16 protein-coding genes and 2 pseudogenes are annotated in these 14,934 nt (G+C 41.3%); 7 read left to right on the top strand and 11 right to left on the bottom strand.

The window, feature by feature from the left end:
* Positions 1–55: 55 nt before the first annotated feature.
* The 4 genes from V7K30_RS32125 (at position 56) to V7K30_RS32110 (ending at position 2,778) form a co-directional block, all read left to right on the top strand.
* Positions 56–589: a hypothetical protein gene (locus tag V7K30_RS32125; protein WP_335006333.1), complete on the top strand. Its 534-nt coding sequence runs from the start codon at positions 56–58 to the stop codon at positions 587–589.
* A gap of 160 nt (positions 590–749) precedes the next feature.
* A complete protein-coding gene (gene vapB / locus V7K30_RS32120) occupies positions 750–980 on the top strand; it encodes a type II toxin-antitoxin system VapB family antitoxin (RefSeq protein ID WP_335006332.1) in 231 nt (76 codons plus the stop codon).
* Positions 977–1,363: a type II toxin-antitoxin system VapC family toxin gene (locus tag V7K30_RS32115; protein ID WP_335006330.1), complete on the top strand. Its 387-nt coding sequence runs from the start codon at positions 977–979 to the stop codon at positions 1,361–1,363. Before vapB ends, V7K30_RS32115 begins: the two co-directional genes overlap by 4 nt.
* Before the next feature lie 377 nt (positions 1,364–1,740).
* Positions 1,741–2,778 (top strand): FecCD family ABC transporter permease, encoded by a 1,038-nt coding sequence (locus tag V7K30_RS32110; protein ID WP_335006328.1) that lies wholly within the window; start codon positions 1,741–1,743, stop codon positions 2,776–2,778.
* 55 nt (positions 2,779–2,833) lie between these two features.
* Here the strand turns inward: V7K30_RS32110 and V7K30_RS32105 are convergent, their stop codons facing one another.
* Positions 2,834–3,154, bottom strand: a complete 321-nt coding sequence (locus V7K30_RS32105) for a DMT family transporter (RefSeq protein ID WP_335006326.1) — start codon at positions 3,152–3,154, stop codon at positions 2,834–2,836.
* 400 nt (positions 3,155–3,554) lie between these two features.
* Between V7K30_RS32105 and V7K30_RS32100 the strand changes: the two genes are divergently transcribed.
* On the top strand, positions 3,555–4,004 hold the full coding sequence (locus V7K30_RS32100) for an Hsp20/alpha crystallin family protein (protein ID WP_335006324.1): 450 nt from the start codon (positions 3,555–3,557) through the stop codon (positions 4,002–4,004).
* Positions 4,005–4,245: 241 nt separating this feature from the next.
* On the opposite strand, the gene V7K30_RS32095 is transcribed toward V7K30_RS32100, so the two are convergent.
* The 9 genes and pseudogenes from V7K30_RS32095 to sufB all read right to left on the bottom strand — a co-directional run bounded on the left by V7K30_RS32095 (position 4,246) and on the right by sufB (position 12,401).
* Positions 4,246–4,545, bottom strand: coding sequence for a 2Fe-2S iron-sulfur cluster-binding protein (locus V7K30_RS32095; protein WP_335006322.1), 300 nt, complete (start codon positions 4,543–4,545; stop codon positions 4,246–4,248).
* 102 nt (positions 4,546–4,647) lie between these two features.
* Positions 4,648–5,517, bottom strand: coding sequence for a uroporphyrinogen-III synthase (locus V7K30_RS32090; protein WP_335006321.1), 870 nt, complete (start codon positions 5,515–5,517; stop codon positions 4,648–4,650).
* 144 nt (positions 5,518–5,661) lie between these two features.
* Positions 5,662–5,776: pseudogene (locus V7K30_RS32085) on the bottom strand (ISKra4 family transposase); the annotation flags it as partial.
* A gap of 143 nt (positions 5,777–5,919) precedes the next feature.
* Entirely contained in the window at positions 5,920–6,552 is a 633-nt protein-coding gene (locus V7K30_RS32080) for a Uma2 family endonuclease (protein WP_335006319.1), read from the bottom strand.
* A 1-nt stretch (position 6,553) separates the two neighbouring features.
* Positions 6,554–7,211: pseudogene (locus V7K30_RS34490) on the bottom strand (hypothetical protein).
* 157 nt (positions 7,212–7,368) lie between these two features.
* On the bottom strand, positions 7,369–8,655 hold the full coding sequence (locus tag V7K30_RS32075) for a cysteine desulfurase (RefSeq protein ID WP_335006317.1): 1,287 nt from the start codon (positions 8,653–8,655) through the stop codon (positions 7,369–7,371).
* A gap of 8 nt (positions 8,656–8,663) precedes the next feature.
* Positions 8,664–10,040: a Fe-S cluster assembly protein SufD gene (sufD, locus tag V7K30_RS32070; RefSeq protein ID WP_335006315.1), complete on the bottom strand. Its 1,377-nt coding sequence runs from the start codon at positions 10,038–10,040 to the stop codon at positions 8,664–8,666.
* Positions 10,040–10,831: a Fe-S cluster assembly ATPase SufC gene (gene sufC, locus V7K30_RS32065; protein WP_334862911.1), complete on the bottom strand. Its 792-nt coding sequence runs from the start codon at positions 10,829–10,831 to the stop codon at positions 10,040–10,042. The genes sufD and sufC overlap by 1 nt, the downstream gene beginning before the upstream one ends.
* 130 nt (positions 10,832–10,961) lie before the next feature.
* Positions 10,962–12,401: a Fe-S cluster assembly protein SufB gene (sufB, locus tag V7K30_RS32060; protein WP_335006313.1), complete on the bottom strand. Its 1,440-nt coding sequence runs from the start codon at positions 12,399–12,401 to the stop codon at positions 10,962–10,964.
* 239 nt (positions 12,402–12,640) lie between these two features.
* Between sufB and sufR the strand changes: the two genes are divergently transcribed.
* Both sufR and V7K30_RS32050 read left to right on the top strand, forming a co-directional pair.
* A complete protein-coding gene (gene sufR / locus V7K30_RS32055; RefSeq protein WP_335006311.1) occupies positions 12,641–13,339 on the top strand; it encodes an iron-sulfur cluster biosynthesis transcriptional regulator SufR in 699 nt (232 codons plus the stop codon).
* 90 nt (positions 13,340–13,429) lie between these two features.
* Positions 13,430–13,690 carry a hypothetical protein gene (locus tag V7K30_RS32050; protein ID WP_335006309.1) on the top strand — a complete coding sequence of 87 codons (261 nt, stop codon included), beginning with the start codon at positions 13,430–13,432 and terminating at the stop codon, positions 13,688–13,690.
* A gap of 286 nt (positions 13,691–13,976) precedes the next feature.
* Here V7K30_RS32050 and V7K30_RS32045 read toward each other — a convergent pair whose 3' ends face one another.
* The gene (locus V7K30_RS32045; protein ID WP_335006307.1) at positions 13,977–14,609 is read right to left on the bottom strand and encodes a hypothetical protein; all 633 of its coding nucleotides are present in this window, start codon (positions 14,607–14,609) and stop codon (positions 13,977–13,979) included.
* Positions 14,610–14,934: the final 325 nt, after the last annotated feature.

Below are 14,934 nucleotides of genomic sequence, written 5' to 3'. Positions count from 1 at the left end.
GTAGCCAGTTAAATGAGTTGTGTGTGATTGGTCTTGTGTCCTACTTTGAAGCATTTTGCAAAGACCACTTTGCATCAATCATCAACATAGAGCCATCAATTCTCAGAAACCTATCAAAAAACGGACAGATATTAGTATTGACCCAACTCAAGTACTTGAGCTAGGTAATGCTCTCTCTTACAGTATTGGTTTTTTGATTGCAGAGAAGTATGACTTTGGTACTGCACAAAAAATTAATTCGCTCTATAGAGCATTGATTTTGATTTATCCATTTTCTAAAGATGAGATACAGATGTATGGCGATTTGCTTAGAGATCGCAACTTATTAGTTCATCATGGAGGAACATACACCTCTTCATATATCAGACAAAATAAAAGTATCCTTTACTCCGGAAAGGATCATCCGTTTTTTGACTCATTGGTTATATCAAAGACTTATGTTGATAAACAATTCAATTTCATCAAGGAAGTTTCAAGAAAAATGCTAAAAGCCTCACACGCTGCACTCATAAAGTACCTTGATAAAAATGAAATACAACTTCCAGAGTGGAAGCAAAAAGCTGTAGATTCATTCTTAGATGAGAAATAATCATGAACTACATAAATCTAGCTACCAAGTTAAAGGGAAAATTATTGAAGATGCCCATTTGTACCGACAAGTGCAGTTTGAAACCGAAGACACCGAAAAATAAAATCCCTTCCAAAAATTCCCATAAAATTACAAACAGGAGAACCTCTCAGGAGAAATCATGGCTATTGATGCAGAAATTTTACAAATACTAGATCAAATGCCAGAGCCACTTAAACAAGAACTCTTGCATTATGCCAAATATTTAGTTGAGAATTATTCAAAGGCTGTTTCTCAGGAAAGTTTACTACAAAAAAAGCATCGTTCTGGCATCTTAAAAGGAACTTTTGTTTTACCTTTACCTGATGACTTTGATGAACCTCTCGAAGTTTTTAAGGAATATATGGAATGAGTAGTTTCCTTTTAGATACTCATGCCTTTATCTGGTTAACTGAAAATGACTCCAGCCTTCCAGATAATCTGAGGATGACGATCAATACGGCAGATACCGTTTATCTGAGCATCGCTAGTCTTTGGGAAATTTCCATCAAGTTGAACCTTGGCAAATTATCGCTTGAACAGAGCTATGAAACAATAGGTTCTGCGATCGACGATTCAGATATCCTCATAATTCCGATATCTTTTGCCGATACAGTTCAAGTTCGGAATCTCCCGCTATATCATGGCGATCCATTTGACCGAATGTTGATTGCACAGGCTATCAATCATTCCTTAATTATTATTAGCAGCGATAAAAAATTCGATGCTTATTCTGTTCAGAGGATGTGGAAATAATCATACTAAAAGAGAACGCCCTTTTTTCGCTATCCTAGAAAAGTTAATCATTAACAGATCGCGCCGATGGTTGCTTTACCCGATCGCATTTTGATGAGTGCAGAAGAATATCTAGTTTGGGAAGCCACCCAAAATTGAATATAGCAGTTATCGTTTGGATGCAACACATGATAAGGGCACAGCATTGCTGTGCCCTTACGAGTCGTCTGTATTCCATACAATTGAGAACCGCTATAGATGAGCGATGAGAATGGATAGAAACCTTATTAAGTTGACATCAATGAGCATTGCTGTGCCCCTACGAGTGGTTTGTATTCCATGCAGTTGAGAACCGCTATATATGTGAATGCAGCTTTGTTTGGGACGGATTATAGTTAATGAAAATACTAGACCGGAATTTGACTAGATCATTTAAGACAATTTTTACTGAACACCGCCTACTTTGGGCTGTTTTACTCCTTAGTGCAGCACTGGTGGTGACGCTAGCGCTGTCGCTTTCTCAAGGAGCTATACCGTTAAATATGTCGGAATTTTGGCAAGCTATACTCCGCAAAGGCGATCCGGTTAAACAGACAATTCTCTGGGATTTGCGTCTCCCGCGTATTACTGCTGCTCTGATTGTCGGCGCAGCTTTGGGAATGTCAGGAGCATTATTGCAAGGAATGTTACGCAATAGTCTTGCCGATCCATTTATTCTGGGCATTTCAGCGGGTGCAGGATTAATTGTGATTCTGATGATCGTGTGGCAAATATTCCCGATCGCAATTCCTTTAGCAGCGTGGATGGGAGCTATTTTAACTTCCGCGATCGTGATTTTGATCGGTCGTGCGGGGTCGGGAATTTCTGTTGAGCGGTTAATTTTAGGCGGAGTGGCGGTGAGTTCTTTATTTGGCGCTATCCAAAGTACATTGCTGCTTTTGGCTGAAGACGGTCAAATTCAAATTGCTCTGAGTTGGCTGGTTGGTAGCCTCAATGGGCGGGGTTGGCAAGAAATTGCGACGGCTGGCCCTTACATCATCGTTGCATTGATAGGGGGATGCTTGCTGGCGCGATCGGTAAATGTGCTGGCTTTGGGAGATGATTTAGCTGTGGGTTTAGGGGTTTCGTTGACGCGATCGCGCCTATTAATTGGTGGTGTCGCCACTCTATTAGCCGCAGGTGCAGTCAGCATCAGTGGTTTGATTGGATTTGTTGGTCTTGTTGTCCCTCACGGTGTCCGCCTCATCGTTGGTACAGATCATCGCTTTGTTTTACCACTTTCCGCCCTTGCAGGTGCATGGTTACTGACTTTTGCAGATTTACTTTCTAGACTAGGAGCAGTAGAACTACCAGTCGGTTCCGTCACTGCTTTGCTGGGTTCACCGCTATTTATCTGGTTACTTTACCGTCGTTCTGCTGGGTTTAATAAATTTTGAGCTAATACGCTTGGGTTAAAGCCAAAATCCTTTTTTGGCTTACAGCTTTTTTCATTTATTTACTTGCATTTATGCCAATTACCCCGATGATTATTAAGGCGATCGACAAAAGTTTGATCAATGTGGCAGATTCACGAAACCAGATAATACCAATAATAGCAATTAGGATAGTTCCCAATCCAGCCCAGACTGAATAAGCCACACTCACTTCAAGTCTCTTGAGAGCCAGGGTCAAAAAACTAAAACAAAGTCCATAGAAGACAAATATTAATACCGAAGGAACTAATTTAGTAAATCCTTCTGATAACTTCATGCAAGTTGTGCCTGAAACTTCAAAGAGTATTGCTGCGATAAGGTAAATCCAACTTGTTGACATATACGTTATCAGGACTTTGTTAGGAATACCTTATTATCTCTGTGAAATTAAAAAAATACAACAGCTCTAATTCTTCTCATTAGTCGCGTGAATATACTAAATATTTGTAGGATAGGCTACGCATACAAGCTTTAAGAGTAGGGGTCTAGGTGACGCTCGTACCAATGTTTTAAATATAATTGTTCTATTTCAAGTCTCCTTCTGTAGAGTTTACCGAACACACTTATTGAAAATTACCGTACTTGTTATTAAGTAGATTTTTGGTTCGGTAATCTTCCTAAATCAGGTGAAAAAAACCGAATTTACACCACTTTCATTTTTCAATACTATGAGAACAAAGCAAGGAATAAAATCCTCAATTAGTTAGACAGCAAAGATACTGATTATCCGAGGTTGAGATATGACATTAGTCCGTTGGAACCCCTGGCAAGAATTTAACGCAATACAACGCCAAATCAATCGCTTATTTGATGAAGATACTTTGCCAACTGCATTTTTGGATAGAGGTTTATCCAGAATTCCCGCTGCTGAATTAAAAGAAACTGAAGATGCAATTCATCTGAAGTTAGAACTTCCGGGAATTGAAGCTAAAGACGTGGATTTGCAAGTTACAGAAAACGCTGTATACCTGAGTGGTGAACGGAAGTCTGAAGCTAAATCTGAAGATAAAGGTGTGATTAAGAGCGAATTCCACTATGGTAAATTCCAACGTGTAATTCCTTTACCTGCTCGGATTCAAAATACCAACGTCACAGCAGATTATAAAGATGGCATCTTGAACCTGACGCTACCTAAAGCTGAAGAAGAAAAAAATAAAGTTGTCAAAGTTAATCTAGCATCGTCTGGTTAATTTCCGCTTGATATTTGCTAGCTATCTATTAAACTAAATAAAAAGCGCTCGCCTTTTGGAGAGCGCTTTTTAGTGTGAATTATTCAGCCTATACAGATTTATCAGGAAAGTGCAAAATTTTAAATCTTGTAGAGGATGTTATTGCGTAGGATAACGCACCGTTTCAGATTTTAGGTACGCTGGGACGAATGTCCTAACGCATCCTACAAAACTTGCTCTTGATTAAATCCACATTTCTTGGTTAACCGTTAAGCTCATCTTCTTGATGAGTTTGGATTACACAGTCAGAAGTAGGCTTGGCAACGCAGGTGAGAACATATCCTGCGTCTATTTGCTCGTCGTCTAAGAAGTTCTGATCCGATTGGTCAACTGTACCTGAAATCAGCTTCCCGGTGCAGGTTGAGCAAGAACCTGCGTTACAGGAGTAAGGCAAGTCCATCTCATTTTCTTCGTTAGCGATCTCTAGAATGTAATCATCCTCAGAAACTTCAATTGTTTTTTCTTCATCTGGGGTCTTTAATGTGACCTTGTAAGTTGCCATGTAAAAATTCCTAGTTAAGATAAACTCCATTTCCGATACTACGGGTTTATGTGCAGCTAGTCTAGAGTGCAATGTGGTTGATTACTCTACATCCTAAAGTGCTTACCCTGAATTAGAACTGAGAGTAAAAAATGCTGCGATCGCTTCAGCAAATCCTTCAAATGAACTATAATCCTTGGACACGATAGAGACATTCATACCCAACTTTCGGGCATTAGCAGTTGTATAAGGGCCAAAACATGCAATAATACAACGTTCATAATCGCTTTGCGAGTTGACCATTGTCAAAAAGCTTTCTACTTCCGCCGTACTACTAAAGGCAATTACATCAATCTTTCCTTGACGCATCAGATTTAATTCAATACTGTAGATATTTTTATCTAAACCCTGCGTCATATATGTGGGTACACGAGTTACCTTTATGCCCAAATTCTGCAAATCCGTAATTAAATTGGGTACAATATCAGGCTCAGGCAAACCAACAACTTCTGGAGCAGGTATCAGCACTTTTTTATCGTGAATTTGCGGAAGTTTCGCGAGTTCTGCTACAATTCCGGCTGGGCTAGATTCTGTTGGGATTAAATCCACTTTGCCACAAAAAGACAATAAGCTTTCTGCGTCTTTTCCTAAAGCACATAATTGACATTTTTGTACCACAGATACAGGAATATCCAAATCATTCATCCGGTGAAAAAATGCAGTGATGCCATTTCTACTTGTGAAGACAATCCAATCAAACTCGTCTATGTGGTTTAGAGCAGTATCTAACTTAGTGTAGTTTGATAAATAACAGGTTTCGATAGTAGGCATGAGAACAGGTAGACCACCTTGTTTGATGATTTGTTCAGATAACCTATAAGCATAATTTCTCGGTGCTGTGACTAAAATTCTCCTGCCATACAGAGGTAATTCTCTAGATGGAGTGAGCAGGTTGATTTCTCTTGATTTGGTGTGCATTTGTTTATCTGCCATTTCATTGCTATTCCACCTTAGAATGAGCCTTGCTAAATTTATAGCGGTTTTCAGTTGAGTCCAATAGAGAGCGAACCCCCAACCCTTCCCTAATAGCATTGGGGAGTAAGATTCAAAGGGGAGCATCTCACTTTTTGAAGTGGCTCAAACCGACAATAATCCATTGAGGTAAGCACAGCGATGAGCAAGGACTTGAGGCACATTTTCTCGTTTGTGCCCCGGAAATCTTTGTTCGACGGTCAACCTGTTTAACGGCAGCCAAACAGTCTAAATATATAATGCCAGATGGCAGTGATGTTAAACTTCCTACTAGGAACTACTCAAAAGCTTTAGAAATTATAGAATTATTTGTGGGCAAGATACAGTAAATTATTCCTAAAAAAGGTTGCATTGCCGACCCCATTACCCTATCTTTTCCCTCACCCACGCGCGAAAAGATTTGAGCAAAGCAATTTCCCCAATACTTTTACTCTGTTCAATAAATCTGCTTATCTCATTTACCGATACTATAGGAAAGGCAATACTAAACTTACACTCGACATATTGCCCTTCTATCAACTGATAAAACTTTAAATCTTGCCCATCATATCTCCAAAGTTCAGTTACACCCAACGCTGAATAAATCCCTAATTTGTTAACTGAACTGCTGGTAATGTCAATCTCAATTGCTAAATCAGGTGGTGGATCTGTTTCTAAATTTAGCGTTACCCTACCTCTGACTCTCGATTCAGTTTGTATATAATAGCAAGTATCTGGTTCTATTCCCCGCTTTGATATTTTCCGTTTCAATGTTGTAGAACCAGCACTTTTAATTTCTACTCCCACTTCTTCAGCTAAAGCGAATATAAAACGGTCAAATTGAATTTTGGGGTTTTCATGTTGAAAAAGTGGGGTCATAATTTCTAAAACACCGCAGTCATAAGCAAACCGAGAACCTCTATCTTCACCTGTATCTCTCAGCAAGGCTTCAAAGGTTTCCCAGCTAACGTTGTGTAGGACTGTTCTTTGTTCTGCAAGGGTTGACTTTACAAGCATATTACAATACTTTTTCCGTCAGGATGTTAGATAAAATCCCGATAATTTTACCTATGTCATTAAGATAATACTCGCTCAAGTCAATTTCAACTACTTGCTATAGGTTTCCTAATCACATGAGGTACGTCATAGCCCCCTCTCGAAGAGCGGGGAGGGGGTTGGGGGTGGGGTTCTTGTACCTCACTCAACTGAGAACCGCTATAAATGAGCTTCAAAAACTTCCAGTTAGTTCCAGTGGTAACAGTACCATAAATTGTCTGAATCTTATTGCCCTCACGTTCATTAAACAATTTAGCTGCTAACATCTCTGCGACACACTGACCTAATTCTGCATTGATATTTTCTTTTTGAGCTTCTACAATTGTGACAACTGGTGTATTGAGAATTAATAATTCTGGTGAACGGCTAATAATAAAATCGCAATTTCCATTTAGTCCTTGTCCTGAATCAACAGTAAAATCTATACCAGAAAATCAACTTATTTGATTATTTAAATATTTCCTTACAGCAATTAAAATTGGTGCAATAATAATCTATGAACGGGATTTTTCAGTATTACTAGCAAGAGCTAAAGGTACATTTTTCCGCAAGACTTCTGCAAGTCATGGTGGACATTCTACTTCGTGGAAAGATGCAAATATATCAATTTTATCAGAAATAGTTAAGCCAAAGGTTTTTCAAACTCTGTCTAAAGTAAAGTCACTGGATGACACTTTAATTTATGCTGTAAATAATCCAGATAATTAAATTGTGCCAATTATTAGCAAGATATGTTGCTGATATTTGGCACAATCAGTGTCTGAATATTTTGTAAATTTAAGCAAGGAAACCCGCAAAAAAGTCCAGAGTTTCCTTCAGTGCTTTGATGAAAATATCAATTTCTTCGCGGGTGTTGTAGAAAGATAGACTTGCTCGTGCGGTTGCAGCAAGACCTAAGTAACGGTGTAATGGTTGAGTGCAGTGGTGTCCAGAACGAATGGCAACGCCTTCTTGATCTAATAATGTAGATAAGTCGTTGGCGTGGACTTCCCCGGCGGTGAATGACGCAAGAGCGGCTCTACCTTCTCCTGTTGGAGACGCTACGCGAACTCCTTTAGCATTTGGTTTGGGCCCGTAAATTCTAATTTGGGGAATTTGCTCTAATTGTTGGAACAAATAAGCTGTTAATTCTGCTTCGTAGGCGTGGATTTTATCCATGCCGATACTGCTAAGATAATCTATTGCAGCACCAAGAGCGATCGCTTCTCCAATTGCAGGTGTACCGGCTTCAAATTTATGCGGTAATTCTGCATAGGTGGAATGATCTAAGTATACCTCTGCAATCATCTCACCACCACCAAAAAAGGGTGGCATTGACTCTAACAATTCCAACTTGCCATACAGAAATCCTATCCCAGTTGGAGCGCACATTTTATGACCAGATGCTACCAACCAATCACAATCTATCTGCTGCACATCAATGGGGAAGTGGGGAACACTTTGGCAAGCATCAACTAAGAATTTAGCACCGGATTGGTGAGCGATCGCAGCAATTTCTTCCACTGGATTAATACAACCCAAAGTATTAGAAATATGCACTACTGACACCAACTTTGTTTTGTCGGAAATCAGTTTTTTAAACTGTGACAAATCAAACGTTTCTTCTGGTGTCAGTTCCACAAATTTCAGTACTGCACCCGTTTTTTGCGCCACCAATTGCCAAGGGACAATATTACTGTGGTGTTCCATCACCGAGAGAATAATCTCATCTCCCGGCTGCAAATTGTTCATTCCCCAACTGTAGGCTACTAGGTTAATCGCCTCAGTTGCGTTGCGGGTGTAGACGATTTCCTGACGCGATGCAGCATTAATGAATTTGGCAATTTTATCTCTAGCACCTTCATAAGCATCGGTAGCTTTAGCACTCAGGGTATGGGCACCGCGATGCACGTTAGCATTATATTGTTCGTAATAATCGCGTAGCGTATTTAATACGAACAAAGGCTTTTGCGATGTCGCCGCATTATCGAGATAAACCAGAGGTTTATCGTTGACTTCCTGATGCAATATTGGGAAGTCAGCGCGAACTTTATCAGCAAGGGTTTTGGTAGTGATGAAAGTCATTGGTAGATTCAAGAGTCAGGCGATATGGACTTAAGATTATTGACTGTGTTTAAAAGGATTTCTCGCAGAGAGGGAACCGGGATTTTGTTGATGACTTCAGCAGCGAAGGCGTTAATTAACAACTTCCGAGCATCATTTTCATCAATTCCCCGACTTTGCAGATAGAATATTTCATCATCTTCCAATTGGCTAACGGTAGCACCGTGAGCGCATTTGACATTATCGGCAGTAATTTCCAATTGGGGTTTGGTATCAACTCTGGCTTTCGATGATAGCAGCAAATTGCGATTCAACTGGGCTGCATTTGTCAACTGCGCTAGTTTGGGTACAAAAACTTTACCATTGAACACTGCATGAGCGCGATCGCCTACAATACATTTATGCAATTGATCGCTTGTACCGTGAGGATAGTTAAGTGCGATCGCACTGTGAGTATCAGCCAACTGCTTACCAGAAATCATCGTCAAACCATTGAGAGTAGTTTCTGTCTGCTCACCAGTTTGCAAAATCTCCAAATTATGCCGCGACAACTTCCCACCTAAGGTTATGGCATGACAAGTATATCGGCTATCACGAGCCTGTGCGATCGCAGTCTTCCCAATATGAAAAGCCTCTGCACCTTCTTGCTCAACCCTAGTGTGGCTCACCTCAGCATTGTCACCAACCCAAATTTCCGTAACCGCATTAGTAAAATATACTCCCCCCTCTTGTGGGGTAGGCATCTTGCCTGCCACATACTCTTCAACCAAACTCACCTGCGAACCACTTTCCGCCACCACCAAACAACGCGGCTGTGAAATCGTCGGTGTCTCCCCAGCAACCGAAATAAACACCAAATGAATTGGCATCTCAACTACCACATTCTTCTTCACCCACACCACAGCTGCATCAGTTATCCCAGCCGTATTGAGAGCAGTAAAAACTTCCTGCGCTCCCTCAGCTTGAGCTAAATACTGCTGTACACCTTCCTGCTCAACCACAGACAAACCAGCCAAATTACGCACCACAATTCCAGATGGCAAATCTGAAACTGCGGATAACTCCGGTGCAAAGACACCATTAACAAATACCAAACGACTGTTAGCCGCTTCTGGCAAAATATCAAATTCTAAAGATGCGTAATTTCCCGTCCCTACATTAAATTGCACCTTTCGCAAAGACGACAAATCAGTAAATCGCCATTCTTCCTCGCGGGTAGTCGGGATAATGGAGTGACGTACCCAATTAGCAGCACCTTCACATAATTCCTGCAACCAACCTTCTGTTTTCGTTGCAGTTACTTGATTTAACAACCCAGTCAGATAATCATCTCTATTTAACAAAGTCGATGTCAAACTGACTACATTTGAATTAGGAACTGGACTAGGAGATATTTGAATACTCATTACACACCCACCTCAGCAGCTGCAAATTCTTCTAGCACCCAGTCATAACCGCGAGACTCTAATTCTAGTGCCAGTTCCTTACCACCACTGGTGATAATCTGCCCTTGTGCCATCACATGCACAAAATCAGGCACAATATAATCAAGTAATCGCTGATAGTGAGTAATCAAAATTGTGGCATTTTCAGGGCTAGACAGTTGATTTACCCCATTCGCCACTATTCGGAGCGCATCAATATCCAAACCCGAATCTGTCTCATCCAAAATCCCTAACTTTGGTTCCAGCAGAGCCATTTGCAGAATTTCATTCCGCTTTTTCTCACCACCAGAAAAGCCTTCATTCAAACTGCGACTGAGAAAACTGGGATTCATCTTCACCACATCCAGCTTTTCTTCAATCAAATCGTCAAAATCAAAAGCGTCTATTTCCTCTAAACCTTGCGCCTTGCGACGGGAATTATACGCCACCCGCAAGAAATCCAAATTGCTCACACCCGGAATTTCTAACGGATACTGAAACGCCAAAAATACCCCACTTCTGGCGCGTTCTTCCGGTTCCAATTCCAGTAAATTTTGCCCCTGAAAAATCACCTCACCGCCAGTCACCTGATAGGCTGGATGCCCAGCCAACACCTTAGAAAAGGTACTCTTACCAGAACCATTCGGCCCCATAATCGCATGAATTTCACCCGATCGCACCTCAAGATTTACACCCTTGAGAATCGGTGTCCCATCAACATTAGCCGTCAGATTCCTTACTGACAGCACAATTTCACTATTTTCAATAATCATGTTTTCTCTCTTCTTTTTTAGTTTGTAGTAGACGCTTTAGCGCTTTTCTCCAGCGCTAAAGTGCTGACTACAAGCGTTAATTTTTTCGGTTCCTAGCGATTTCCCAGCACTCAACTGCTGACTACAAACGCTATCCAACACTGCCTTCCAACTTCAAACTCAACAACTTATCAGCTTCCACAGCAAACTCCATCGGTAGCTGATTGAAAACATCCTTACAGAAGCCGCTAATCATCATCGAAATAGCATCTTCTGAGGAAATACCTCGTTGAGCGAAGTAGAATAACTGATCTTCCCCAATTTTGGAAGTAGAAGCTTCATGCTCTACTTTGCCAGTGTTATTTTGCACCTGAATATAAGGGAAAGTGTTGGCATGGGCATTATCCCCAATCAGCATTGAGTCGCACTGAGAATAATTTCTCGCCCCTTTTGCCGTCGGATTGACTTTCACCAAACCCCGATAGCTATTGCTGGATTTACCTGCGGAGATTCCTTTAGAAATAATTGTGCTGCGAGTATTCTTACCTACGTGAATCATCTTACTGCCAGTATCCGCTTGCTGCATATGATTTGTCAGCGCCACCGAGTAAAACTCACCCACAGAGTTATCGCCCACCAACACACAGCTGGGATATTTCCAAGTAATTGCCGAACCTGTTTCTACTTGAGTCCAGGAAATCTTGGAATTTACGCCCTGACACAAACCGCGTTTGGTGACAAAGTTGTAAATACCGCCTTTACCGTTGGCATCTCCAGCGTACCAGTTTTGCACGGTGGAGTATTTAATTTCGGCGTTGTCGAGGGCGACGAGTTCCACAACGGCGGCGTGCAACTGGTTGCTGTCATACATCGGTGCGGTGCAACCTTCAAGGTAAGAAACATAACTACCTTCTTCGGCGACAATCAAAGTCCGCTCAAATTGTCCCGTATCACCAGAGTTGATGCGGAAGTAGGTAGACAGTTCCATTGGGCATTTGACGCCTTTAGGAATGTAGACAAAGGAACCATCGCTGAATACGGCGGCGTTCAAGGCGGCAAAGTAGTTGTCAGCTATGGGAACAACACTACCCAGGTATTTTTTAATCAGTTCTGGGTGTTCTTGCAACGCTTCCGAAAACGAGCAGAAAATAACGCCATCTTCCGCTAGCTTTTCTTTAAATGTAGTGGCGACAGAGACGCTATCGAAAATCGCATCGACAGCAACGTTTGCCAGTCGTTTCTGTTCAGATAGGGAAATGCCTAGCTTCTCGAAGGTTTCTAAAAGGGTTGGATCAACTTCATCCAAGCTGTTTAGTTTTTCTTTCTTGCGTTTCGGCGCTGAGTAGTAAATGATATCCTGATAATTAATTGGCGGATAATTGACATTCGGCCAAGTTGGTTCTGTCATTTTTTGCCACTGGCGATAAGCCCGGAGGCGAAAGTCCAGCATGAACTGCGGCTCGTTCTTCTTAGAGGAGATCAAGCGAACAACGTCCTCGTCTAGTCCACGCGGTATAGTGTCGGACTCAATATCGGTAATAAAGCCGTACTTGTAGGGTTGGTTGACTAAGGTTTTGACAGTGGCACTCATCAGTAATAATCTCTCGTGTTCAGAACTCTTTAAGGATGGGAGACAAGCTCTTAGCTAGCCGATTTTCATCTCGCGTTACGGAATGGTTACACGGCTGCTAGAATAGTAGTGGAGAGTAAAACAACAGCTTTGTTGTTTAAGTTATCTTCATTTTACGCTAAATTAACAACAACAATGTTGTCAAAGTCAAATTTTCAAAGAAATTTTTGGGACGTTTGCTGAACGTCTGGCACCAGAAGATGGCGACTACCCACCAGTCCTCAACCAAGCAAGATATCCTAGAGTATCTGCACAAACATGAAAAAGCAACGGCTTTGGAGCTAGCTGAAGTTTTAGACGTTACCCCCCAAGCGATTCGTCGCCATCTCAAGGATTTGGAGACGGAGGAGCTAGTTTTGTATTCGACATCAGTGCAGGCGGCGGGGATGGGGCGTCCGCAGCACCTTTATCAACTGAGTCGTCAGGGACGCGATCGCTTACATCGAACAATCAGCGATCGCTTTGGTGATGGCCACGGCAATTTTGCGGTTTCGCTGCTAGACACCTTAGCCGAAACGATGGGACACGAACAATTTAAATCGATTTTAGAGAAACAGTGGCAGCGCAAAGCCCTAGAATACCGCGATCGCGTGGGTAGCGGTTCACTGCGGGAACGTGTAGCCAACTTAGTAGAGTTCAGAAAAGCGGAAGGCTTCATGGCGGAATATCACCCTGTTGATGTGAATGACTGCTTTGAGAGCGATCGCTTTATCTTAATGGAGCATAACTGCGCTATTTCTAACGTTGCCGAGTCTTTCCCCAGCATTTGTGGTCACGAATTAGAAATGTTTGCTGCCGTCTTACCTGATTGTACCGTAGAACGCACCCACTGGATTATTGATGGCGAACATCGTTGTGGCTATTTGGTACAAGCTCGCCAGCAAAATTCTCATAAATAAACTCAGTTTTACATCTAGCTTCGGTAATTGGATAATAGCTGAATAGCAACTACCCATTATCAATAATCAACTAAGTTTGAGATAGCCTTTATGGACGTATTACCACAGCAACCATCAGCACAATTTTTAACCCTGGAAGAGTCAGCAAAAGTAGATGCGGCTTTGTTGTCTTCCCCAGAAAAGTTTTTAACAAGATTGACAATTTCATCACTTAAGCTTTTGAAGCATATTGCTCAAGAGTACGGTGTTGCTATTGAAGATTTGACAGCACAGCAACTAATTTTCTGGTTTGAAAAAGATGGCAAAATTCGACGTGAGCAGGGAATTGAAGCTTCATACCTGAAATGGTGAACTGTGGAAGGCGGGTTTTTCTAGGTCAGATCATCGCTATATTTGGATTAGCAGAATTAATTGGACGCTATAAAGGTCAGTCTTAAATAATAAACAAAAAGCACCTTTTTTCAAGGTGCTTTTATTTAAAATAAATAATATTTGATTTTTCAGACAACTCTTTAAGAGACCTCTTGCAAAAGTCCCTAACACCCCACCCCCAACCCCTCCCCGCTTTTCGGAAGGGGAGCGTTTGCTTTACTCAAATGCGGGGTGGGGTTCTTAATTTTTGATTTATGCAAGAGGTCTAAGGATTGTAATTATTAGTCCGAACACTGCGAGCTCCAGTTACGGCTCCAATCATTGAGGCTATTAAACCCAATAAGGAACCAAACACAAACCACCATAATCCCGAACGTATATTTGCTGCAATATCACGAGATTGTTGAGCAGTTACGTTTGCTTGCGGTACATTGATACCACCTTGCTGTTGTACCTGGTTTATGACTTCCCCAGCGTTGGAAGCAGCAACACCAAAAGCACCCGATACTCCATTTGCCAATAACAACGAACTAACTGCCAAAGTAGTTGCCCAAAGAATTGCGCCGTTAAGAAGAGCTGTATTACGCTTCATCGGTCCACAAGCACGGGCTGTAATCCAACCACCAGTAAATAGGGAAATTAGTAGAGCGATAGTTGACCAAAGCCCCGCATTACCCGCAGCGTTAGGGGCAATTGATCTCGGCGCACCTGAACCTTCAACCGCACCTGCTGCAAAAGCACCAATTATAGCGCTTAAAATTAATTGAGTGGCTAAAGAAACCAACAAACCAGAAATAATCGGACCCCAGCGAACAAGATCATGATATTCAGCCACTCGGCCTGCTACCACCGGCTCATTAGAAATAACGTCATCACCTGCCCGATTTACGTATGACATAGCTTATCTACTCCAGTGCTGTTTCAGCAAAATTTATCTCAATGTATATTCATGTTTATGCTTAAAATTAAACAACTAAATCATCTTTTTTCATATCTATCAATAGAAATATTTAATGAATATATCTTTACTGATAAAAAACAAACGCCTTTAACAATTTTTAATCAAATTTAGTATTTATTATTCTTTAATGATTCCTTAGAGCTTTTTCCGATAAATTATGAAGTTAAAATACAGTTATTAACTACTATAGTAATCCATCTGAAATTGGGAAAAACTAGAGTTAATACAAAAGTTTGTAACCCTGATTAGAAAATGCTCACAA

The sequence above is a fragment of the Nostoc sp. genome, from assembly GCF_036917655.1.
Taxonomy (GTDB): Bacteria; Cyanobacteriota; Cyanobacteriia; order Cyanobacteriales; family Nostocaceae; genus Nostoc.
The sequence above is the reverse complement of the archived record's forward strand: the minus strand, read 5'-3'. Positions and strand labels throughout refer to the sequence as shown.